This window comes from Aeribacillus sp. JST-2, assembly GCF_056032925.1.
On record NZ_JBVVUU010000105.1, the window covers coordinates 1 to 1,206 of the forward strand.

At 38.4% G+C, this 1,206-nt stretch carries 1 pseudogene; it reads left to right on the plus strand.

The annotated features are described in order from the left end of the window. Positions 1–31: 31 nt before the first annotated feature. Positions 32–1,183, plus strand: a pseudogene (locus AC0KTX_RS16765) (IS3 family transposase). Positions 1,184–1,206 lie beyond the last annotated feature (23 nt).

The following is a 1,206-nucleotide window of genomic DNA, read 5'->3' on the forward strand; positions in this document are numbered from 1 at the left end:
ACTTACTTCGATTTGTGGAGGTGTTTGTCTTATGGGGACAAGAGTTCATTATCCAGAGGAGATCAAGTGGAAAGCTATCGAGATGAAACAAGCAGGGTATACCAACCGAGAAATTATGGAGACGTTAGGGATTAAAAATAAGACGCAGATCAAGACATGGATGAGATGGTATAAAAATGGGGAAACCCACCGTTTTTCACAGCCTGTAGGGAAGCAATATGTATGGGGGAAAGGGGCACAGGGATTAAATGAAATGGAACAGCTCAAAATGCAAAACCGTCAGCTAGAAGCACAATTGGAAATCTTAAAAAAGTACAAGGAACTCGAGAGGAGATGGTGCCAGAAGTAGTGGTCCAAGTTGTAAGAGAGTTAAAAGACAGATATCCTGTTACCCTTATCTGTTCTTGTTTAGGAATTCCAAGATCGACCTATTATCGGTGGGAAAAGAAATGGGAAGAGTTCATGATGGAATCAAAGTTAGAACGGTTGATTCAAGAAATTTGTGTAAAGAATCATTATCGTTATGGTCATCGCAAGGTAAGAGAAGTCCTACGGCTTAAATATGGAATCAAGTTGAATCGCAAATTATGCAAAAACGGAATCTTCAATGCCGTGTGAAAAAAAACATCAAAACTGGATCAATGGAGAAGGTAAAATCATCGTACCGAATCGTTTAAACCGTGATTTTACGGCTTCTCAACCAAATGAAAAGTGGGTAACGGATATCACCTACTTGCCGTTTGGTACTTCGATGCTTTACTTGTCAACCATTATGGATTTATACAATAATGAGATTATTGCCTATCAAATCAGCGACCGACAGGATGTTCAGCTAGTGTTAAAGACACTAGAAATGGCCGTAAAAGAGCGACAACCAAAACAAGTGTTACTCCATAGCGATCAAGGGGCGGTCTATACGTCTTATGCTTTTCAACATTTAGCCAAAGAAAAAGGCATTACCACCAGCATGTCCCGCAAAGGAAACTGCCATGATAATGCCGTAATAGAATCGTTTCATTCTTCATTAAAGGCTGAAACATTCTATTCACAAGAAAAACAATATCTCACTAATTCTATTGTAAAACAAATGGTTCAAAATTACATCCATTATTATAATCAAATTCGAATTCAGGCAAAATTAAACTACCTGTCTCCTGTTGATTTCAGGAAACAGGCAGCATAGGTGTTTTTTCTGTGTCTCAAATA